The sequence below is a fragment of the Pseudomonas fluorescens genome (assembly GCF_001307275.1).
Taxonomy (GTDB): domain Bacteria; phylum Pseudomonadota; class Gammaproteobacteria; order Pseudomonadales; family Pseudomonadaceae; genus Aquipseudomonas; species Aquipseudomonas fluorescens_AA.
Window position 1 is genome coordinate 5,091,775 of record NZ_CP012831.1, and the last position, 20,155, is coordinate 5,111,929.

The following is a 20,155-nucleotide window of genomic DNA, read 5'->3' on the forward strand; positions in this document are numbered from 1 at the left end:
GTGCTGCCTCATCGCGAGCAAGCTCGCTCCCACAGGGGGGTGAGTTTTACAGCGGCGCAGGCTGGATGATTTCGACCCAGTAGCCATCCGGGTCCTTGATGAAGGCCAGGCTTTTCATGCGGCCATCGCTCAGGCGCTTCTGGAAGTCACAGCCCAGTGCTTCGAAGCGCTCGCAGGCTGCGACGACGTCCGGTACCGAGATGCAGATGTGGCCGAAACCCCGTGGGTCGGTGTTGCCGTTATGGTAGGCGAACGCCGGGTCGTTTTCGGTGCCGTGGTTGTGGGTCAGTTCCAGGATGCCAGGGATCGATTTCATCCATTCGGTACGCGCTGCCGCGTCCGCCGGGATCTGGTTCTTGTCCACCAGCGCCAGGAAATACAGGCTGAATTCGGCTTCCGGGAAGTCGCGTTTTTCCACCAGCGAGAAACCCAGCACGCGGGTGTAGAAATCCAGGGACTTGGTGATGTCCTTGACCCGCAGCATGGTGTGGTTGAAGACGAATCTGGCCGTGGCGGCGTCAGGTTGTGCGGTGACGCCAGGGAAAGTATTGAGTTCGTGCAGGCTCATGGGCCCTCCGGAAAATAAGTGGGGCAAACGGCGTCGCAAGCGTGGTCGCGACGGTTCCTGGGCTTGCGTCAGACGGCTTCCTTGCAGGTGCGCCCATGATACGCAAGGGGCGCGGCATCGCCAAACCACACGTGGCTATTGCCTGGTGCTGCCCCGGGCTTCAGACTTTACGATTCGTCCTTGAGTGGCCTCGCAATGATTCGACCGTTCCTTTCGCTGTTTGTCCTGCTGTTTGCCAGTGTTGCGAGTGTCGGTGGTGCCCAGGCCGCCGAACCGCAGATCCTGTGGCCCCAGGGCTGGGTTGTCGAACCGCTGCCGGCAGACGCATCGGCCTCGGCGCCCCCCGGAACCCTGCGCCAACGGGCAACCAAAAGTGATCCTGCAGGCAACGCCGTGATGGTCATGGAACTGACCACCACCCCCGTCGAGCCCGATCATCAGGTCAACTTGCAAGGCGTATTGCTAGAAATGCGCAAGTCAATCCAGAAGGATTTTTTCCAAGGTGGTTACCAAAGTGTATGCACTAAGGTCCATGCCTCAATGTTGGGCGGCGTAACTGCATTGGAAACCACTTGCACGATCACGCAAAACGGACGACATGTATTGTCCCAGGCACTCGTCGCGGCACTAAATGAGGGCAAGGCTTATGTGCTGTCCTATGCAGGGCAGGCACAGGTGTTTGTTGAAAGCCAGGATGAAATACAGTCGGTGCGAAACAGTTTGAAACTATGACGCCTTCAGCGTAATACGCCAATGGATTTAATCCTAAAGTCCAGCCCATAAAAAAGCCCTGAGTATTCAGGGCTTTTTTGCGTCTTGGGGGTTGTCAGCCAAGCACTGTCAACCACGCAGCCAGGAATCGACGGTCGCCGCACCGTACTGTTCTTTCCAGGCTTTCAGGCCGCGGTGATTACCGCCCTTGGTCTCGATCAACTCGCCGGTGTGCGGGTTCTGGTAAACCTTCACCACTCGCGCGCGGCGTGTCTTGGTGGGCTTGGTCGATTGCAGGCTCGCCTTGGACGGGTTCGGATCGAGGATCGCGACGATATCGCGCAGGCTCTTGCCGTAGGTTTTCATCAGTCCCTGGAGCTTTTCCTCGAATTCGATTTCCTTCTTGAGCCCGGCATCGTTCTTCAGCGATTCCAGCTGCTTGAGCTGTTCTTGAAGGGCCTTTTCGGCTGCACGAAATTCAGCGAGTCTGGACAAAATGATTACTCCAATCAAAATATTTGGCTGATACCAACCGCAAACAAAGCTATAAGCCAAGCGCCTTGAAGCGACTCGGTGTTAATGACTCTCTCCTGTTATGTGGCACAGGTAGAAAAATTGTAGTAGTTAATCCAGAAAGTGTAAATCGTAACTTTTTCGTTATGTAACAACAGTAAACGCTTTTATCAATTGGCAGGACATCGTCAATAGATCGACGGCAGTTAACTGCCATTAGTGCCGGTCAAGGTCTCGACGAATGCCTGCCCGCTCATCGGTCGGCCAAATAGATAGCCTTGTAGAAAGTTCACCCCATGGGCGCTCAGGTAGTCGCTTTGTTCGACGGTTTCGACGCCCTCGGCAACCATATCCAGGTCCAACTTGCCCGACAGTTCGATGATGCTATCGAGGAGGTGGCGCGACAGGGCGTCGGCACCGATCATCGCGACAAAACTCTGGTCGATCTTCAGGAAGTCCACATTGAACTGGCGCAAGTACGCCAGGCTGGAATGACCGGTGCCGAAATCGTCGAGGGCGATCTTGACGCCCAAATCCCTCAGTTGGTCGAACAGTTGGCGGGTCACGGGGGTCGGTTCGATCAGCTCGCGCTCGGTCAACTCCAGTACCAGGGTCATCGCACCCGGCGCGAAGGCATTGAGAAACTCGCGGCAATCGTCCACCAGCGCCAGATCCTGGCAGTGGCGCGCGGTGATGTTGATGCCGACATGAAACGGCGCTTCGAGGCGAGGCGCAAGCGGCGCTAGCAGGTGCATGGTTTGCTGCATCAGCGCGCGGGTCATCGGCACGATCACGCCACTGTGTTCGGCGAAGGGAATGAACAGATCCGGGCGGACCAGGCCTTCCTTGGGATGGTTCCAGCGCATCAGCACCTCGACGCCGGCCCAGCGTTTGCTGTCGCTGTGCACCACCGGTTGCAGGTAGGGCACGAACTCGCCGGCTTCCAGCGCCCGTTGCAATTCACGGCTGGGAGACGAGGCGCGCTGTTGCAGCCAGTGTCCGAGCGTCCCGGCCACAACGCCGAAGAAGATCAGCAAGCTGAACAGCGGCGGATATTCCCTGGCCATGTAGCGCCAGGTTTCACCCTCGTCGAATCCGGCTTCTACATTGAAGGCGTAGCGCGCTGAACTCAGTTCGGTCTGGGCCACCGCCGACCCGGGCAAGGGGGCTGGCTGGACCTTGCCGTCCGCCGCCAGCCAATTCGGCCCGACTTGCAACCGCAGCCGGGTCTGGCGGCCGATCAGGCGCAGGACGTTGGCCAGGTGATACCCGTCAAGGGTGGCCAAGGCGCCTTGCCGACCCTCATTGAGCCGGTAGATCAGCAACGCGGTGTCCGGCGTCACCGGGTTGCCGTCCAGGAGCCACAGCGTGCCTTGGTGATAGTCGCTCGGGTTGACGCGTTCCTCGAACGCCCCGAACAGCGAGCTGCAATAGAGGTTGTTGTCCCAGATCAGGTTGGTCGAGCGGACAAAGGGCCGGCGCGTCACTTGCTCGCGCAAGGCCAGCTTCACCGCTTCGCAGGGCTGGCCGGCCAAGGGCAATAGTTCACGGGCCGCCAACGCGGTGTTGTCGAGCATCAGTTCGATTTGCCTGACCGACTCCTCGGCGGTCTGCCGGGTGTGTTGCGCCAGCGTCCGTTCGGCTTGCATGTACAAAATGACCAGCCCTGAAAGGATTGGCACCAGGCCGCAAAGCAGGGTGATCAGATAGCGACGGGGCCGGGTGTGCGAGCGGGTGGCGGTCAAGGGCATCGGCACAACCTGAGAATAAAAGGATGAGGGGGAATCGTCGGATGCCGACCATGATAGATGGCTTGCCGAGAGCTTGCTGACCGCAGCGTGACTGTGGGAGCGAAGTCTGTGGGAGCAAGGCTTGCCCGCGATGAACGATCATGCGGTCTGGAGAACCGAGGTGTCTTCATCGCGAGCAAGCTTTGCTCCCACAGGTTCAATGCCAGGCTCCCCCCAGGTTTGATGCCGGGCTCATGACTGTCGGGCCAGTTCGATGAACGCCAGGGTGGCGGGCGAGGCCTGGCGGCTGTCCAATACCGCCAGGCCGATCTGGCGCGGCACCCGCGGCGACAAGGGCCGGGCGACGTAACCGGGATTTCCCTCGTCCGGCAATGACCCTTCGGACACCACGCTCACCGCCTCGCCACGCCTGACGACATCCAGGGTGCTGAGCAACTGCGAACAACGAAAGCGCACGTTCGGTGTCAGCCGGGCGGCATTGAACAGGCGCGTGACCAGCTCCGACGATCCCGCCTCGGTGTGCACGAAGGGGTCGTTGCACAGGTCCTTGAGGCTCAGGCTGGCCTGGGCGGCGAGGGGATGTGAGGCGGGCAGCAGGGCGACCATCTGATCTTCCAGCAACGCGAACGTATCGAAACGCTCCTCGGGCAGCACCACGAAACCGACGTCGATCCGCCGTTCGTCCAGCCATTGGATGATCTGCCTGTCGGGCCCTTCGTCGATGTGCACTTCGATCCCGGGATGCAAGGCTCGATAGCGCCGCAGGATTCCGGGCAACAGTTTCATCGATGACGTCGGCCCGAACGAGCCGATGCGCAAGGTGCCTCGGCGCATGCCCCGGGCATCGGCGGCTTCCTGACGCAAGGTGTTGGCCAGCCCGAGCATGGCCCTGGCTCGCAGCAGAAGCTGCTGGCCAATGTCGCTGAGTTCCACCACCGACTGATGGCGCCTGAGCAACTCCACGCCCAACTCTTGTTCCAGGGATTTGATGGCGTGGGACACCGCGGACTGGCCAATGCCCAAGCGCGTGGCCGCGGCGGTGAAACCCCGCAGCTCGGCGACCAGGGAGAAGATTTCGAGTTGAGTGAGGGTCATGAGTGATCGCTCATTTTACGATGACAATGCATGAGCCAGATAATGAGGTATCTGACTTGAATCAGGAAGCAGCACAACACCTGTAGCGAGGTCGCAACCTGTGGGAGCAAAGCTTGCTCGCGATGAACGATGACTCGGTTTGCCTGCTGAGTCGCGCCGCCTTCATCGCGAGCAAGCTTTGCTCCCACAATTAATCCCCCCGCCACAGGTTTTGCGTTGTTCTCATTAGCGTGCGGTGGTGAAACCATGAAAACCCTCGAACAAACCGTCCCGATCCCGTCGGACCTGCCCGTCTACCTGAAGCTCGCCATGGTCACCATGATCTGGGGCGGGACCTTCGTGGCCGGCCGGATCCTTGCCGATGCCCTGGCGCCGATGTTTGCCGCCAGCCTGCGGTTCCTGCTGGCGAGTCTCGCGCTGCTGGCGTTTCTCGCCCTGGCCGGGATCCCGCTGGCCAGGCCCACTGTGAAGCAGGGGCTGCAATTGGCGGCGCTGGGGTTCTTCGGCATCTTTTTCTACAACCTGTGCTTCTTCTATGGCTTGCAGTACATCAATGCGTCGCGGGCTTCGCTGATCGTGGCCTTGAACCCGGCGGTGATCGGGCTGGCGTCCTGGTGGCTGTTCAAGGAGCGGCTCAGCCGCCTGAAAGTGACGGGCATCGTGCTGTGCATCGGCGGGGCGGGGTTGGTGATTGTCAGTCGTGATCCGTCCTTGCTACAAGGCTCGACGCAGGGCTGGATCGGCGACCTGTTGATTTTTGGCTGCGTGCTGGGCTGGGGCATCTATTCGCTGTTTTCGAAAAAACTCAATGACAGCCTCGGCCCCTTGCAGACCGTGACCTGGTCGATTCTGCTGGGCACGCTGATGTTGTGGCTGACCTGCGCGGCGGCGGGCGAGGTTCGGCTCGATGCCCTGCGCGCGCTGGACATGGAGCAATGGCTGAGCCTGTTGTACCTCGGCGTGCTGGGCTCGGCCCTGGCCTATATCGCCTGGTATGACGGCATTCGCCGGATCGGCGCGACCCGCTCTGGCGTATTCATCGCGCTCAACCCCCTGACGGCGGTGCTGCTGGGGGCGCTGCTGCTGGACGAACGGCTCACGGCCTTGATGTGCGTCGGCGGGGGCGTGATCCTGGTGGGTATTTTCCTGTGCAACAAACCCCTTGCGCGGTCGAAGGAAAAGGCGATTTGATACAGAAGGCGGACAAATCCGGTTACGCTGTGTAGAATCGATTTACGCATATAAGAATAACGTCTTCTGGCAGCAGAAGCCTCGCCCGCAAGAGCCTTGGGTCGACAATGAAGATACTTGGGTTTCAACTGATCTACGGCGATTTCCTCGCCCGCAGCGTTCGTGGCATTTCCTGCGCGCCGCCCCGTGTCTCCAGCATTGCCTGCAACTAACGTTTTTTGTTAATTGACCAGAATGATGAGGCGCCGACATGGCAGATCTATACGAAAACCCCATGGGCCTGATGGGCTTCGAATTCATTGAGTTCGCATCCCCGACCCCCAACACCCTGGAGCCGATCTTCGAGATCATGGGCTTCACCAAGGTGGCCACCCACCGCTCCAAGGATGTGCACCTGTATCGCCAGGGCGCGATCAACCTGATCCTCAACAACGAACCCCACAGCGTGGCCTCGTACTTTGCCGCCGAGCATGGCCCGTCGGTGTGCGGCATGGCGTTCCGGGTCAAGGATTCGCAACTGGCCTACAAGCGCGCCCTGGAACTCGGCGCCCAGCCGATCCACATCGAGACCGGCCCAATGGAGCTGAACCTGCCGGCCATCAAGGGCATCGGCGGCGCGCCGCTGTACCTGATCGACCGTTTTGGCGAAGGCAGCTCGATCTATGACATCGATTTCGTGTTCCTCGAAGGTGTGGACCGCAACCCGGTGGGCGCGGGCCTGAAAATCATCGATCACCTGACCCACAACGTCTACCGCGGCCGCATGGCCTACTGGGCCGGCTTCTACGAGAAGTTGTTCAACTTCCGCGAGATCCGTTACTTCGACATCAAGGGCGAATACACCGGCCTGACCTCCAAGGCCATGACCGCCCCGGATGGCATGATCCGCATCCCGTTGAACGAAGAGTCGTCCAAGGGCGCCGGGCAAATCGAAGAGTTCCTGATGCAGTTCAACGGCGAAGGCATCCAGCACGTGGCCTTCCTCACCGATGACCTGATCAAGACCTGGGACCACTTGAAAAGCATCGGCATGCGCTTCATGACCGCGCCGCCGGACACCTACTACGAAATGCTCGAAGGCCGCCTGCCGAACCACGGCGAACCAGTGAATGAACTGCAATCGCGGGGCATTTTGCTCGATGGTGCTTCCGAACAGGGTGATAAGCGCCTGCTGCTGCAGATCTTCTCGGAAACCCTGATGGGGCCGGTGTTCTTCGAATTCATCCAGCGCAAGGGCGACGACGGCTTTGGCGAAGGCAACTTCAAGGCGCTGTTCGAGTCCATCGAGCGTGACCAGGTGCGTCGTGGTGTGCTGGCGACCGAGTAACACCTGAGTGCAAAAAAAGCCCGCCTGGCAGTGATGCCAGGCGGGCTTTTTATTGAATGACGCAGACCCCTGTGGGAGCGAGCTTGCTCGCGATAGCGGTGGGTCAGCTTGTATCAATATTGGCTGATCCGACGCCATCGCGAGCAAGCTCGCTCCCACAGGGGCTGATGTTGGCCTCAAGCCCTGCGCCGCTGCCGCACCAGGTGCTTGAAGCCTTCGAACACCAACACCGCCACGGCCATCCAGATGGGGATGTAGGTCAGCCATTCACCGGCCTTGATGCTTTCGCCCAACAGCAGCGCAACGCCCAGCAGCAAGACTGGTTCGACGTAACTCAACAAGCCGAACAGGCTGAACGGCAGCAGCCGGCTGGCGACGATATAAGACACCAGCGCGCTGACGCTGATCACCCCGAGCAACGGGATCAGCAGCGACAGCCGCGGGTATTGATCGAACACGTTGAAACCCTGTTCACCGCTTTGCACGAACCACAGCGCCACGGGCAGCATCAGGGTCATGTCCAGCCAGAGCCCGCCGAGGTTGTCGGTCTTGATGCGTTTGCGCAGGATGAAATAGATCGGGTAGCCGATCACCACCAGCAAGGTTGCCCAGGAAAAACCGCCCACCCGGTACAACTCGTTGAACACGCCAAGGGTGGCGAAGAACACGGCGACTTTCTGCAGGTAGGACAGGCGCTCGCCATAGACGATGCGCCCGGTCAGGACCATCGACAGCGGCAACAGGAAGTACCCCAGCGACACGTCCAGGCTGTAGCCATTGAGCGGCGCCCACATGAACAGCCACAGCTGCGCACCCATCAGCACCGAAGAGACGATTGCCGCGATCAATAGCCGTGGCGTGGCAACCAGGCGTTGGATCAGCGCCGTGACCAGGTGCCAGTCCCGCGTCACCAGCAGGAAGGCGGTCATGCATGGCATCGTCAGCAGCATGCGCCAACCGAAGATCTCCACGCCGCTCAGGGGTGAGAGCAATGAGGTGTAGTAGTACATGACGGCGAACAGCGCAGAGGCCGAGACCGATAGAGCGATGCCTTTGGACACGGTGATTCTCTTGAGGGCGATCAATCAACCCAAACTGTTGGCTGGCAAGGTTATCCATGGGAGCAAGTGTGTGGGAGCAAGGCTTGCCCGCGATGGCCGCGCTGCGGTTGAACGGTTGAACCGCGTTATCGTTCATCGCGGGCAAGCCTTGCTCCCACGGGCACTCGCCCCGGCACGAAATGACTCACATCATTGAACCCCGGCGTCGACGCATGCCCCGGCGTCACCAGCGAATCGATGAAGGCTTCATCTTCCGCGCTGATCTTCACTGCCTGTGCCTTGGTGTACGAATCCCATTGCTCCTCGGTGCGCGGCCCGACGATGGCCGAAGTCACGGCGCTGTTGTTCAGCACCCAGGCGATGGCGAACTCGACGATACCCACGCCCCGGCCCTGGGTGTATTGCAGGATCTGCTGGGCAATGCGCAGGGACTCGACCCGCCATTCGGTTTCCAGGATGCGTTTGTCCTGGCGGCCGGCACGGCTGTTGGCGTCCGGTGCCACATCCGGCGCGTACTTGCCGCTGAGTACGCCGCGGGCCAGCGGGCTGAACGGCACTACGCCGAGGCCGTAGTTCTGCGCGGCGGTGATCTGCTCGGTTTCCGCCTGGCGGTTGACGATGTTGTACAGCGGTTGGCTGATCACTGGGCGGTCGATGCCCAGGCTGTCGGCGATCCGGATCACTTCGGCGATGCGCCAGCCACGGTAGTTCGACAGGCCCCAATAGCGGATCTTGCCCTGGCGAATCAAGTCGCCGATGGCCGACACGGTGACGTGCAGCGGGGTGTTGTGGTCTTCGCGGTGCAGGTAATAGATGTCCAGGTAATCGGTGCCCAGGCGCGTCAGGCTGGCCTCGATGCCATTGAACAGGTGCTTGCGGCTCAGGCCGCTGCGGTTGGGCACGCCGTCCGGCGGGCCGAAGCCGACCTTGGTGGCCAGCACCCATTCATGGCGGTGACGGGCGATCGCCTCGCCGACGATTTCCTCGGAGCGACCGTTGGTGTAGACGTCCGCGGTGTCGATGAAATTGATGCCCTGGTCCCAGGCCTTGTCGATGATCCGCAGCGAATCCTCGGTGCTGGTCTGTTCGCCGAACATCATCGTGCCCAGGGTCAACGTCGAGACTTGCAACCCGGAATGGCCTAGCGTGCGGTAGCTCATGACAAGATCCTTTCATCCATGGGAAAGGCTCAATCAAACCCCAGAACCACCGCACGGATCAAACAGAATTCTCAAACCCCCCAAATCAACTGTGGGAGCGAGCTCGCTCGCGATGGCGGTCGAACAGTCAACATCAATGCCGACTGATCCGGCGCTATCGCGAGCAAGCTCGCTCCCACAGGGAAAAAAGGGCCTCAGGTGCGCAGGGTGCGGGTCATGCGCAGCGCCAGCAGGCTGCCACACACGATCACCCCGGCGAGCAGGTACAGCGCCGCGTCGGTCGAGCCGGTGGTGTCCTTGACCCAACCCACCAGATACGGGCTGAGGAAACCGGCCATCTGGCCCATGGAATTGATCAAGGCCAAGCCACCGGCGGCGGCTCCGGCGCTGAGCAGGGCGGTGGGCACTGGCCAGAACATCGGCAGGCCGGTGAGGGCACCCATGGTGGCGATGGACAGGCCGATGATGGCGATGGCCGGGGTGGTGGCGAAGTTGACGGCGATCAGCAGCCCGACCGCACCCATCAGCATCGGCACCACCAAGTGCCAGCGACGCTCCTTGTGCAAGTCCGCCGAGCGGCCCACCAGCAACATGAACACCGCTGCCAGCAGGTAAGGAATCGCACTCAGCCAGCCAATCACCAGGTTATCGCTGAAACCCAGGTTCTTGATGATCGACGGCAGCCAGAAGTTGATCGCATAGACGCCGCTCTGGATGCAGAAGTACACCAGGCCGAAGGCCCAGATCGCCGGGTTCTTGAACACCGCGAGCAACGAGTCGGTGGTGCTTTTTGGCTTGTTGGCCAGGTCTTCGGCATGGTCGGCGGTGAGCACGGCGCGTTCCTCGGCGGTCAGCCATTTGGCGTTGGCGAAGGTGTCGCTGAGCAGGAAGAACGCCAGAGCGCCGAGGATCACCGTCGGGATGCCTTGCAGCAGGAACATCCACTGCCAACCCGCCAGGCCGCCCTGGCCCGCGGCGAAGTGGTTGAGGATCCACCCGGAAAACGGGCTGCCCAGCAGGCCGGACACCGGGATGGCCGACATGAACAAGGCCATGATCCGACCGCGGCGGAACGTCGGGAACCATTGCGAGAGGTACAGCACCACGCCAGGAAAGAACCCGGCTTCAGCGGCGCCGGTAAACAGCCGCAAGGTATAGAACTCGGTGGGGGTGGTGACGAACAGCAGGCAGGTCGACAGCGTGCCCCAGGTGATCATCATCAATGCGATCCAGCGCCGGGGGCCGAACCGGGTCAGGGCCAGGTTGCTTGGCACGCCACACAGCACGTAGCCGATGAAGAAGATCCCGGCACCGAGGCCGTACACGGTTTCACTGAATTTCAAGGCATCGAGCATCTGCAACTTGGCGAAGCCAACGTTGACCCGGTCGAGGTAGTTGAACAGGTAGCAGATGAAAATGAACGGGATCAAGCGCAGGGTGATGCGCTTGTAGACGGTATTTTTTTCGTCGGGGGTAGCCAGGAGGGCCGTTGCGCTCTGGGACATGGCGGGTCTCTCTTTATTATGATTTTTGCGAGCCAAGGGGTAACGTTGACCGCCCCTTGAGTCTCGGCCAGCCCAAGGGCCCGTGTCTTTGTGCCTGGGCACAGGGTTTGGAGGCAGACCCTGTGCGCCTGACCAAACCCATGCCTGAAACAACAATCCACGCCGCCTGCAAGGAACACCGCCCATGTTCGAACTCGATCACGACCTGGCGCAGGACATCGTCGACCGGGCGATGGCGATCCTGCCGTACAACGTCAATGTCATGGACAATCAGGGGTTGATTCTCGGCAGCGGCGAGCGCGAGCGGGTCAATACCCGCCACGAAGGCGCGCAACTGGTCCTGGCCAACGGGCGGGTGGTGGAAATCGACGAGCATACCGCGATGCACCTCAAGGGCGTGCAGCCGGGGATCAACTTGCCGTTGATGCTCGATCAACGGCTGATCGGCGTCCTGGGCATCACCGGCGAGCCTGCGCAACTGCGTACCTATGCCGAACTGGTGCGCATGACCGCCGAGATGCTGGTGGGCCAGCGCAACCAACAGGCCGAGCAGCAATGGCGCCGCCAGCGTTGCGATGACTTGTTGGCGTTGCTGCTGGGGGACGCCGGGGATTCGCCGCGACTGCTGGACGAAGCCCGGCAAATGGGGCTCAAGCCACAATTGTCGCGGGTGCCGTACCTGTTCGAGCTGGGCCTGGAGCATGGACCGGGCCAGACCGTCGAGACATTGAGCGCCTGGCTGATGTCGCGCTACCCGGACAGTTGGTGCCTGACGTCGTCCAAATCTTCCTTGCTCTGGTGCCGGCCGGTGACCGCCTCGGTGGAGAACGAACGGCTGCTGGCCAAGCTCGACGGGTTGGGCTGGAGCATTCTGCGCGTGGCAGTGGGCGGCCAGGCCGAAGGGCTCGCGGGCCTGCGTCGTTGTTACCGGCGAGTCGGGGACCTGTTGGCCTACGGGCGCGATGTGTTGCCGCAGTCGCGCCTGCTGACGCTTGCCCGTTATCGCCTGCCGGTGATGCTCTGGCGCCATCGCAGCGACGACGCCCTGGATGAATTGCTGAGCCCTTTGCGCAAGGTCATCGCCAAGGACAGCAACGGCCAATTGCTCGCCACCTTGCGCAGTTGGTGCGAGCACGACGGCCAGAGCCAAGCCTGCGCCGAAGCCCTGGGCATCCACCGCAACAGCCTGCGCTACCGCATGGAACGCATCGCCGAACTCAGCGGCGTGGATCCGTTGCGCCTGGACGGGATGCTGGCATTGTACCTGGGGGTGCAACTGTTGCCCCAGACCGAAAGCACACCGCTGTAACCCTGTGGGAGCGAGCTTGCTCGCGATGACGGTGGCACATCCAATACCTATGCAAGCTGACACACCGCTATCGCGAGCAAGCTCGCTCCCACAGTTTGATCTGCGGCCCTACTTCTGTGGGAGCGAGCCTGCTCGCGATGAGGCCGGCAGCTTCAACCTGAATCTTCCTGGAAAACCGGTATTTGTGAAATTGAACAATAATGCGCGGTGTCTTTTGTGCGGTGGACCGGCGTCAGGCCTGCGGTCAACTGGCAGCATGCTGTGCATCGGAACCGGAGAATAATATGAAAATAATCATCGCCCCCGACTCGTTCAAGGACAGCCTCAGCGCCCAGGGCGTCGCCGATGCCATCGCCCAGGGGCTGGCCCAGGTCTGGCCGGATGCGCAGTTGATCAAGTGCCCGATGGCCGACGGCGGGGAGGGGACGGTGGAGTCGGTGCTGGCAGCCTGCAACGGTCAGTGGCGTCACACCCGGGTTCGTGGTCCGTTGGGTGTCGTCGTCGAGGCACGCTGGGGCTGGTTGGCCGAGAGCCGCACCGCGATCATCGAGATGGCCGAGGCCAGTGGCTTGCAATTGGTAGCGCCGGGGCAGCGCGATGCCTGTGCCAGCAGCACCTACGGCACCGGCGAGCTGATTCGCGCGGCCCTCGATGAAGGCGCCGAACGGGTGATCCTGGCGATTGGCGGCAGTGCCACCAACGACGCCGGCGCCGGTGCGCTGCAGGCCTTGGGCGTGGCATTGCTGGATGACCAGGGCCAACCCCTTCCTCCCGGCGGACTGGCTTTGGCGAACCTGGCGCGCATCGACCTGAGCGAACTCGACCCCCGCCTGGCCCACGTCAGTTTCGAGATCGCCGCCGACGTCGATAACCCGCTGTGCGGACCCCATGGCGCATCCGCCGTCTTCGGTCCGCAGAAGGGCGCCTCGGCCTCTCAAGTGCAGGCACTGGACCGGGCCCTGGGGCATTTCGCCGAACAGTGCGCCCAGGCATTGAACAAGGATGTGCGCGACGAACCGGGCAGCGGTGCCGCTGGCGGCCTGGGTTTCGCGGCCAAGGCTTTTTTGGGGGCGCAGTTCCGGACCGGCGTGGACGTCGTCGCCCAATTGACCGGGCTGGCCGATGCGATCGAGGGCGCCGACCTGGTGATCACCGGCGAAGGCCGTTTCGACGCCCAGACCCTGCGCGGCAAGACCCCCTTCGGCGTGGCCCGCATCGCCCGCCAGCAGGGCGTACCGGTGCTGGTCATCGCCGGTACGCTGGGGGAGGGCTACCAGGCGCTGTATGAACACGGCATCGACGCCGCCTTCGCCCTGGCCAGCGGGCCGATGACCCTGCAAGAAGCCTGCGTCGACGCGCCGCGCCTGCTGAGCGAGCGCGCCCAGGACATCGCCCGGTTGTGGCGGGTGGCGCGCCGATAAAGCGGTCGCGCATTACACCTGGCGAGGGAGCAAGCTCCTTCGCCACAGAAGCCTCGTGAAATATTTTTTTACATCCCCCTGCAAAAAGCCTGGAGCCTGGCCGATAACGACCTCAGGCGTACCCACAATTATTCCAACCCGTACGCTGGCGGCATGGATGCTCGACCCCATCACAACGAGGTCTTCCCATGTCTCTACGCAGCTTGAATATCGCTCCCCGGGCTTTTCTGGGCTTCACCGTCATCGCGTTGCTCGTCGTTGTCCTCGGCTTATTCGCCGCCAATCGCATGTCAGTCATCCGCCAGGCTTCGCTGGACATGGAGCAGACCCAAGTGCCCAGCGTCGGCTACCTGGCCAACGTGCTGGAAAGCGTGTTGCGCATGCGCATTCTTTCGTTCCGGATCCTGGTCAACCGCGACCCGGCCAGTCTGGCAGAGGCCGAGGGCCGCATCGGTGTGCTGGTGGAAAAACTGAACAAGGCCAATAGCAGCTACGCCGCGTTGCCGGCCTCGCCGCAAGAGGCTGAGCTGTACAAAGTCTTTTCGGCGACCCTCGACAAATATCTGCAAGCCCAGAAAGAAATGCTCGAGTTGTCGCGCCAGAACAAGGCTGACGAACTGCGTACCCACATCAATACGCGGATCAAGGAAGGCACCGACCTGATGGGCGAGCAGCTCAATAAGCTCATTGCCCTCAACATAGCCAGTGCCGGTGAGGCATCGGCCCTGGCCGGCGAGCATTACAACAGCGCCATCACCGGCATCATCGTCGTCTCGCTCATTGCCGCGCTGGCCACGGTCGTGTTGGCCTTGCTGCTGACCCGCAGCATCGTCGCGCCACTCAACCGGGCCTTGGAGGCCGCCCGGATCATTGCCAGCGGCAACCTGGTCCAGGTCATAGCGGTTGATGGCAAGGATGAACCCGGTCGCTTGCTCCAGGCCTTGGCCGCGATGCAGGGCAGCCTGCGCCAGACCATCGAGCAGATCGCCGGCTCCGCCAGCCAATTGGGCGCGGCGGCCGAAGAGCTGAGCGCGGTCACCCAGGAATCCTCCCGCGGCCTGCAACAGCAACACAATGAAATCGAGCAGGCCGCCACTGCCGTCAATGAGATGACCGCCGCCGTCGAGGAGGTCGCCCGCAACGCGGTGTCCACTTCCGAAGCTTCGAACCAGTCGACCCAGGCTGCCCAGGAAGGGCGCTCGCGGGTGGTGGAAACCGTCGATGCGATCCAGACCATGACCCACGACGTGCAAGCCACCGCTTCGATGATCGAAGGCCTGGCGGTCCAGGGCCGGGACATTGGCAAGGTGCTGGACGTGATCCGCGCCATCGCCGAACAGACCAACCTGCTGGCGCTCAACGCGGCCATCGAAGCCGCCCGTGCCGGGGAAGCCGGACGCGGTTTCGCAGTGGTAGCCGATGAAGTCCGGGCCCTGGCCCATCGCACTGCCCAATCGACCCAGGAAATCGAAAAAATGGTCGCCGGCATCCAGAACGGTACCGGCCAGGCCGTGCAATCGATGCAGCAGAGCAACCAGCGCACCCAAAGCACTCTGGAGATGGCCCGGGCCGCCGGCGTGGCCCTGGAGCAGATCACCCAGTCGATCCACCAGATCAACGAACGCAACCTGGTCATTGCCAGCGCCTCGGAAGAACAGGCCCAGGTCTCCCGCGAAGTGGACCGCAACCTGGTGAACATCCGCGACCTGGCTACGCAATCGGCCAGCGGCGCGAAACAGACCAGCGACGCCACTCATGAACTGTCGCGCCTGGCGGTGGGTTTGAATGCGATGGTGGCGCGGTTTGTGATTTGAGATAGGGTTGAGGCTGGACATCGCGCAACCAGGAGACGTACATGCGCTTTTCAGCCTTGACCCAACGCATCACCGGCGACGGTGCCGCTGCCTGGGATATTCACGACCGGGCGCTGGCCATGCGCGAACAGGGCATGGACGTGTTGCTGTTGTCGGTGGGCGACCCGGACTTTGACACGCCACGGGCCATCGTCGATGCGGCGGTGGGCAGCCTGCGGGCTGGCGACACTCATTATTCGGACATCCGCGGCCTGCACACCCTGCGTTCCAGCATTGCCCGGCGTCACCGCCTGCGCTGCGGCCTAGGCGTAGGCGCCGAACATGTGGTTGTGCTGCCGGGGGCGCAATGCGCGGTGTACGCGGTCGCGCAATGCCTGCTCAACGCAGGCGACGAAGTCATCGTCGCAGAGCCGATGTATGTCACCTACGAAGCGGTGTTCGGTGCCTGCGGGGCAAAAGTGGTGCCGGTGGCGGTCCGCCCGGAGAATGGTTTTCGGGTCGAACCGGCGGACGTTGCCCGCCTGATTACCCCGCGTACCCGGGCGATGCTGCTCAACAGCCCGAACAACCCGTCCGGCGCCAGCCTGCCGATGTCCACCTGGCAAGCCTTGGCGCGGTTGTGCATCGAACATGACCTGTGGCTGATCAGTGACGAGGTCTACAGCGACCTGATCTACGAAGGCGAACACATCAGCCCGGCCAGCCTGCCGGGCATGGCCGAGCGCACCGCGACCATCAACAGCCTGTCCAAATCCCACGCCATGACCGGCTGGCGCATCGGTTGGGTCATCGGGCCGCAGGCGTTGGCCGGGCACTTGGCGAACCTGTCGCTGTGCATGCTGTTCGGCTTGCCGGATTTCGTGCAACGCGCCGCCCAAGTCGCGCTGGAGCAGGCTCTGCCTGAGGTGGCGCAGATGCACGAGGAATATCGCCAGCGCCGCGACCTGGTCTGCGCCATGCTCGATGACTGCCCGGGCCTCAAGCCGGTGCGGCCCGACGGCGGCATGTTCGTGATGGTCGACGTGCGCCAGACCGGCCTCGACGCCCAGGTGTTTGCCGAGCGGCTGTTGGATGGGTATGGCGTGTCGGTGCTGGCCGGCGAGGCGTTCGGACCGAGTGCGGCGGGGCATATTCGGATCGGGTTGGTGGTCGATCAGGTGAAGTTGGCGGATGCGTGCCGGCGAATTGTGTTGTGTGCAGCAGACCTGTTGCGGGTACGGCAGGTTTGAAGAATTGGTCATCGGATGGTCGGACCTCGGCGGGCATTGCGATACATATCCTGTGTGAGAGCGATCTGTTCGCGATAGGCCATTAGTCCATCGTAACCTCAGCGATTGTCCCCTGATTAAACCAGATGCTCGGTTCGGTATCTGGGTCATCAGTGTTACGCAAGCGCTTCAGCCTTTAGTGATAACCCTTCGAATAGACAGTCTGTCAGTTCACGTCCTGCATGGCGTATGGGCATGCATGGTTGTTTTTTCGAGAGCAGCGCATTCCGATAAACGGTATTGAGACCTGTCAGACCTGACAGTAGTCACCGCATCCGCCTCGGCGTTAAATCGCTTCAGTAAAAAAATGAACATGAACAGTGGACTTACCTATGGCGCCCAATCAACCGCTGATATTCGAGACACCCAAGGTGGTGGGCGTTGCTGATCCGGATGTCGATCCTGAGGGACATATTCCACCTGACTTATTACTGACGGGAATTGAGGTCGTCGTTCCTTTATGGCCTCAGCATGCAGAGGAACCAGGAGAAAGGGATATTTTGACTGTCCGTTTTGAACAAGTCGGACAAGCTCCGGTGGAGATAGTAAATGTCTATGAGCCGGCGGATATGAAACCTGAGTTCCTTATACCTATTGGCCCGGAGTATCTGACGCATGATGGTGTAGGCCAGTTGTGGTATGAACTTCTCGATACGGCTGATAATCCAGCCGAGTCATACAAGCGATTACTGACTATCGATCATGTACCTGTCCCTGATGATCTTCTGAAAGCTGTATTTGTACACGCCACCCCTTGGGGTTATCTGAATTGTGACACGGTGCCTCCGTTATGGGAGGGCGTCACAGTCAAGATTCCACCGTTAACCGGATTTCTCGTTGGGGATCGCTGCGAAGTATTCTGGCGGGGGTTTTTAAGTCTGAATGACAGCGGTCCAGAAGTCATCAGTGCAAGAAAGACCGTTATTCGCCCTGCTTTAAGTGAGCAGGATATTCTCGAAGGCTACGAAATAGTTATCTTGCCCTATGATGTTCATATAAAGCCAATGGAGCGGAGCTCCTCTGCTACCGTCACCTATCGTGTTTATCGCGGTACGAAACTGGTTGGCTCTTCGGAGCTGGCGTTGGTGAAAATAGATAGGATTCGAGCGGGGCAGGAACTTCCGTGTGGTCCTTGAATGGGGTAAAAAAACAGGTATTTGATCGGGAGGCTGCAGAAGTACATCCTTCTTGGCATCGTGTCGCAATGATTGTGAAGAAATGGAGACGCTAAATGAACTCGATATTTAAACAAGCCGAACTGTCCAGAAGAGCAGTACTTGAAAAAAAGTATGGGAAATCCGGTGGGCCACTTGCAAACCCTCCGGCTGTCACCATTACGGCACAAACACTTCCGAACGACTTGAGAATTCCGGTGGCGGCGCTCGACGCGCCACTACGGTACACCATTCCTCGACCCTCCGAGCCTGAGGACCCAGATGATCTGATCGAGTTCAAAATCCGCAAAAAAGGTGAGGCAGGTTGGCAGGATATTGAAGAGTTTCTTGAGTTAGGAGCTATTGCGGATCGGGAGTGGCCATTGTCGCGCTTTATTCCCATGGAATACTTGACAGAAGACAGGGTTCCAGAAACACCCACTGAATATGAAGTTCAGTATATTTATTGGTATGGCGGGACTAATGAGGGGTTGTCGGATATTACGACGTACGCCATTGACCGTACTCCTCCTTATAGAGTCAAGGAGCCGCCATCGAACCGGTCCCCCCAGGCTGCTGCATTTCCTGCGGATCTGGGGCCGAATGATCCGATTGATGAAGCCTATATTGGCAATAATCCGAACGGCATCACGATCAAAGTTGGAAGTTACAACTATCATGCGACGGATACAATCAAGGTTTTCTGGGGTGTGGCACCGGACGTTAATCGCGACGAACCCGCCTATGAGGGGCCGCTGCCATCCTCATATGAAGTTCTCGTGCCCATCAGGGTGTTTGTAGAGTCCGATGAGGGCGTCAATACACTTCGATATGTAGTGACGGACCTTGCAGGTAATATCAGCAAACCCTCCGATCCCAGCTATCGTGAGATCAAACGTATCCCCGATCCGACGGTTTTTCCACCACCGGTGGTGCCACTGGCCAACGGCGAGGATGGCGATGATTTAATTGATTTGCGCGACTGTAATGAAGGGGTCGATATCATTGTCGAGGTGCCCACGCCGAACGTACCTACGGACACTGTTATGGCTTATTGGGGCAGTGAGCCACTTGGCGAAAAAAGGGTGCAGGAAAGTGTTGATGGAAAGTTGACTTGGAGGAACGTTGATTTCGAAATTATCAAACGGGTTTATGGCGATACGGACGGAGATGAACTGACAAATATCAGTTACCAGATGTTCAGGGGGACTCCTAAGGGTGGGAGTGATGTGGATATCAAGGTTAATATTTTTTATGTTGGTCCGGAAAATCCGGATGAGCCCAGCCCAATAAATCCGAGGATGACTGCTCCTACTTTAGAAACCCTTAAAGGCTCTATTGATGAGGTTCTAGAGTCGGATTTCGGTGATCCGGCAACGATTAAAATTGATCTGTTTTCCGCGCCTCCGACCCAAGAAGGATGGTTGATTGATGTATTCTATGATGACGTCAAAGTAGGCGACACTATCCGTTTGACCAATGGACAAGAAGGTACCCAGCTTACACCAGCGTTGCCATGGCAAACGATTCTTGACCAGGGGAGCGGAACGAAGGTGCTGCGATGGTCGCTCTATACCGCGACCAACCCTAACCCGATGGGTTCTCTCCCTAAAGATGTCCAGGTAGAAGAGTTTCCTATTCAGACGCCTATGCCGGAGGTGTTGAACCTGGCTGGACCCCTTAAACGGATCGGTTGTTCCACTTTGAACTTTGGGGCTTCCGGTGATGGCACCCCACGACGTAACTTGCAGGTGCGCATTCCGAAAAGCTCTTACACGGTTGACGGAGAAACTGTCACTTTGTCATGGGCCGCCTATACCAATGAGATCCCCCCAATCCTTATTCCAGGCACGGGAACTACGGTGGATCTTAATATCAGCGGTACGTTTCCCGATGCGGGAGAGGTCATCGAGATAGGTACTTACGAGACGCACTTCAAGCCGGCTAATCGTGGCAACGGTCGCCTCAGTTATACCATTACGCGAACAGGCACGACGCCAACGCCACCGTCAGCGGAAGCCGAACATTATGTGTTGGTGACCAACAGTGAAGCGCAGTATTGCGAAGATGTTAACCCAGGGCCATAACGGAGTGGCGGTTCGAAAGCGAGTGGCGAAGCTGTTTTCGCCGCTCGCTATGACGTCTGGTTTGTTATGGAGAAACCATTTCCTCATGGGATTTTTCAACGCCAAAAATCAGATTATTCCTACATCGATTTGCATAGTTGCACGCTAGCCTAGCGCCCCTCATTTGGCCGGCGTTCCAATCCGCGAGTGACAGCCATTCAGTTCTTCAAGCAGGTGTCTA

General features: G+C 60.0%; 15 protein-coding genes and 2 pseudogenes. 10 read left to right on the forward strand and 7 right to left on the reverse strand.

All coding sequences use genetic code 11. The features are described from left to right. Positions 1-46: 46 nt before the first annotated feature. Complete coding sequence (gloA, locus tag AO356_RS22840) at positions 47-568, reverse strand: lactoylglutathione lyase (RefSeq protein WP_060741672.1); 522 nt, start codon at positions 566-568, stop codon at positions 47-49. A gap of 195 nt (positions 569-763) precedes the next feature. Here gloA and AO356_RS22845 point away from each other — a divergent pair, with 195 nt between their 5' ends. Further along, entirely contained in the window at positions 764-1,300 is a 537-nt protein-coding gene (locus AO356_RS22845; protein WP_060741673.1) for a DUF4946 domain-containing protein, read from the forward strand. Between the two features lie 108 nt (positions 1,301-1,408). Here the strand turns inward: AO356_RS22845 and AO356_RS22850 are convergent, their stop codons facing one another. From AO356_RS22850 to AO356_RS22860, 3 genes are all read right to left on the reverse strand, one after another. Next, positions 1,409-1,774, reverse strand: coding sequence for a histone-like nucleoid-structuring protein, MvaT/MvaU family (locus AO356_RS22850; RefSeq protein WP_058544518.1), 366 nt, complete (start codon positions 1,772-1,774; stop codon positions 1,409-1,411). 224 nt (positions 1,775-1,998) lie between these two features. Continuing rightward, the gene (locus tag AO356_RS22855; protein WP_060741674.1) at positions 1,999-3,543 is read right to left on the reverse strand and encodes an EAL domain-containing protein; all 1,545 of its coding nucleotides are present in this window, start codon (positions 3,541-3,543) and stop codon (positions 1,999-2,001) included. A 231-nt stretch (positions 3,544-3,774) separates the two neighbouring features. Next, positions 3,775-4,638, reverse strand: a complete 864-nt coding sequence (locus AO356_RS22860; protein WP_060741675.1) for a LysR family transcriptional regulator — start codon at positions 4,636-4,638, stop codon at positions 3,775-3,777. Between the two features lie 246 nt (positions 4,639-4,884). On the opposite strand from AO356_RS22860, the gene AO356_RS22865 reads away from it, so the two are divergent. Next, on the forward strand, positions 4,885-5,829 hold the full coding sequence (locus AO356_RS22865; RefSeq protein WP_060741676.1) for a DMT family transporter: 945 nt from the start codon (positions 4,885-4,887) through the stop codon (positions 5,827-5,829). A 250-nt stretch (positions 5,830-6,079) separates the two neighbouring features. Next, positions 6,080-7,156: a 4-hydroxyphenylpyruvate dioxygenase gene (gene hppD, locus AO356_RS22870; protein ID WP_060741677.1), complete on the forward strand. Its 1,077-nt coding sequence runs from the start codon at positions 6,080-6,082 to the stop codon at positions 7,154-7,156. A 176-nt stretch (positions 7,157-7,332) separates the two neighbouring features. Here hppD and rarD read toward each other — a convergent pair whose 3' ends face one another. The 3 genes from rarD to AO356_RS22885 form a co-directional block, all read right to left on the reverse strand. Continuing rightward, complete coding sequence (gene rarD / locus AO356_RS22875) at positions 7,333-8,217, reverse strand: EamA family transporter RarD (protein ID WP_060743174.1); 885 nt, start codon at positions 8,215-8,217, stop codon at positions 7,333-7,335. A gap of 125 nt (positions 8,218-8,342) precedes the next feature. Then, complete coding sequence (locus AO356_RS22880; RefSeq protein ID WP_060741678.1) at positions 8,343-9,377, reverse strand: aldo/keto reductase; 1,035 nt, start codon at positions 9,375-9,377, stop codon at positions 8,343-8,345. Positions 9,378-9,571: 194 nt separating this feature from the next. Further along, positions 9,572-10,882, reverse strand: a complete 1,311-nt coding sequence (locus AO356_RS22885) for an MFS transporter (protein ID WP_060741679.1) — start codon at positions 10,880-10,882, stop codon at positions 9,572-9,574. A 184-nt stretch (positions 10,883-11,066) separates the two neighbouring features. Between AO356_RS22885 and AO356_RS22890 the strand changes: the two genes are divergently transcribed. From AO356_RS22890 to AO356_RS22915, 7 genes and pseudogenes are all read left to right on the forward strand, one after another. Next, complete coding sequence (locus AO356_RS22890) at positions 11,067-12,191, forward strand: sugar diacid recognition domain-containing protein (RefSeq protein ID WP_060741680.1); 1,125 nt, start codon at positions 11,067-11,069, stop codon at positions 12,189-12,191. Between the two features lie 284 nt (positions 12,192-12,475). Next, the gene (locus AO356_RS22895) at positions 12,476-13,612 is read left to right on the forward strand and encodes a glycerate kinase (RefSeq protein WP_060741681.1); all 1,137 of its coding nucleotides are present in this window, start codon (positions 12,476-12,478) and stop codon (positions 13,610-13,612) included. Positions 13,613-13,800: 188 nt separating this feature from the next. After that, positions 13,801-14,523: pseudogene (locus tag AO356_RS33445) on the forward strand (MCP four helix bundle domain-containing protein); the annotation flags it as partial. Positions 14,524-14,826: 303 nt separating this feature from the next. Beyond that, positions 14,827-15,426: pseudogene (locus AO356_RS33450) on the forward strand (methyl-accepting chemotaxis protein); the annotation flags it as partial. 41 nt (positions 15,427-15,467) lie between these two features. After that, positions 15,468-16,655: a pyridoxal phosphate-dependent aminotransferase gene (locus AO356_RS22905; RefSeq protein WP_060741683.1), complete on the forward strand. Its 1,188-nt coding sequence runs from the start codon at positions 15,468-15,470 to the stop codon at positions 16,653-16,655. Between the two features lie 371 nt (positions 16,656-17,026). After that, entirely contained in the window at positions 17,027-17,830 is an 804-nt protein-coding gene (locus tag AO356_RS22910) for a hypothetical protein (RefSeq protein WP_060741684.1), read from the forward strand. Positions 17,831-17,925: 95 nt separating this feature from the next. Then, positions 17,926-19,935: a hypothetical protein gene (locus tag AO356_RS22915; protein ID WP_060741685.1), complete on the forward strand. Its 2,010-nt coding sequence runs from the start codon at positions 17,926-17,928 to the stop codon at positions 19,933-19,935. The last annotated feature ends 220 nt before the right edge of the window (positions 19,936-20,155 follow it).

Excerpts from the sequence above, each read along its gene's own strand:
- AO356_RS22910 (WP_060741684.1), top strand. The coding sequence starts at position 17,027 with ATGGCGCCCAATCAACCGCTGATATTCGAGACACCCAAGGTGGTGGGC.
- AO356_RS22885 (WP_060741679.1), bottom strand. The coding sequence starts at position 10,882 with ATGTCCCAGAGCGCAACGGCCCTCCTGGCTACCCCCGACGAAAAAAAT.
- AO356_RS22865 (WP_060741676.1), top strand. The coding sequence starts at position 4,885 with ATGAAAACCCTCGAACAAACCGTCCCGATCCCGTCGGACCTGCCCGTC.
- AO356_RS22855 (WP_060741674.1), bottom strand. The coding sequence starts at position 3,543 with ATGCCCTTGACCGCCACCCGCTCGCACACCCGGCCCCGTCGCTATCTG.
- AO356_RS22915 (WP_060741685.1), top strand. The coding sequence starts at position 17,926 with ATGAACTCGATATTTAAACAAGCCGAACTGTCCAGAAGAGCAGTACTT.
- AO356_RS22905 (WP_060741683.1), top strand. The coding sequence starts at position 15,468 with ATGCGCTTTTCAGCCTTGACCCAACGCATCACCGGCGACGGTGCCGCT.
- AO356_RS22895 (WP_060741681.1), top strand. The coding sequence starts at position 12,476 with ATGAAAATAATCATCGCCCCCGACTCGTTCAAGGACAGCCTCAGCGCC.
- AO356_RS22880 (WP_060741678.1), bottom strand. The coding sequence starts at position 9,377 with ATGAGCTACCGCACGCTAGGCCATTCCGGGTTGCAAGTCTCGACGTTG.
- AO356_RS22860 (WP_060741675.1), bottom strand. The coding sequence starts at position 4,638 with ATGACCCTCACTCAACTCGAAATCTTCTCCCTGGTCGCCGAGCTGCGG.
- gloA (WP_060741672.1), bottom strand. The coding sequence starts at position 568 with ATGAGCCTGCACGAACTCAATACTTTCCCTGGCGTCACCGCACAACCT.
- hppD (WP_060741677.1), top strand. The coding sequence starts at position 6,080 with ATGGCAGATCTATACGAAAACCCCATGGGCCTGATGGGCTTCGAATTC.
- AO356_RS22890 (WP_060741680.1), top strand. The coding sequence starts at position 11,067 with ATGTTCGAACTCGATCACGACCTGGCGCAGGACATCGTCGACCGGGCG.
- AO356_RS22845 (WP_060741673.1), top strand. The coding sequence starts at position 764 with ATGATTCGACCGTTCCTTTCGCTGTTTGTCCTGCTGTTTGCCAGTGTT.